The organism is Streptomyces niveiscabiei, from assembly GCF_001419795.1.
GTDB lineage: Bacteria > Actinomycetota > Actinomycetes > Streptomycetales > Streptomycetaceae > Streptomyces > Streptomyces niveiscabiei.
The window spans coordinates 1-899 of sequence record NZ_LIRL01000551.1 but is presented as its reverse complement, the minus strand read 5'-3'; the positions used below and the strand labels follow the sequence as shown (position 1 = coordinate 899).

The following is an 899-nucleotide window of genomic DNA, read 5'->3' as shown; positions in this document are numbered from 1 at the left end:
GCGGCCAGTACGCGCCCACCGGGGCGTCCAGGTCCAGGACGCCGCGCTGGTGGAGCAGGAGGACGGCCGCCGCCGCGACGCCCTTCGTCGCCGAGCGGACGATCTGGGCCGTGCCCTCCACCCACGGGGTGGAGCCGGTGACGTCCTGGGTGCCGTACCAGAGGTGTACGACTCTACGACCGTGGTGGTACACGGCGACCGACGCGCCCTGGTCGCCCAGCGTCTCGAAGTTCCGCGCGAACGCGGCTCTCACGGGTTCGTAGCCCTCGGCGACTGTGCCGTTCACCGTGGTCCTCTCGGGTTGGCCTTCGACGTCTGCTGCAACGTCCTGGGCCGACCTGCGATTCCTTGGCCGCGTCAGCCCAGGAGAATCGTTACGTCGATGTTCCCGCGCGTCGCGTTCGAGTACGGGCAGACCTGGTGCGCGGCGTCCACCAGCTGGGCCGCGATCTCCGCGTCCAGGATGGGGAGGGAGACGCTGAGGGCGACCGCGAGGCCGTAGCCCTTGGTCCTGTTCGGGCCGATGCCGACCTTCGCGGCGACGGTCGAGCCCGTCAGGTCGTAGCCCGACCTGTTGCCGACCAGGATCAGCGCGTTGTGGAAACACGAGCTGTAGCCCGCCGCGAACAGCTGCTCCGGGTTCGTGCCGTTGCCGTCGCCGCCCAGCTCCGGCGGCATCGCCACACGCAGCTCGATCTGGCCGTCCTGGCTGGTCACGTACCCGTCCCGACCGCCGTGCGCCGTCGCCTCCGCGACGTACATGATCTTCGTCGGACGCGTGTCGACGGCAGCAGCGCCTTCTGTCATGGCGGGACCTCCCCCGGTTTGCCCAGTTGCCTTGTGCACAAGGTACTGGCCGGTAGGTAGGTGTGGTGGGGGCGGGGGTGGTAACCGGGGGT

Annotated in this window: 2 protein-coding genes; both read right to left on the bottom strand. The window is 69.9% G+C overall.

Annotated elements, in window-relative coordinates; translation table 11 throughout:
• On the bottom strand, positions 1-286 hold a 286-nt coding region (locus tag AOK24_RS51165), incomplete at its 3' end, for a serine hydrolase (protein ID WP_240554124.1).
• Positions 287-357: 71 nt separating this feature from the next.
• Positions 358-807 carry an organic hydroperoxide resistance protein gene (locus AOK24_RS25815; protein WP_055722459.1) on the bottom strand — a complete coding sequence of 150 codons (450 nt, stop codon included), beginning with the start codon at positions 805-807 and terminating at the stop codon, positions 358-360.
• Positions 808-899 lie beyond the last annotated feature (92 nt).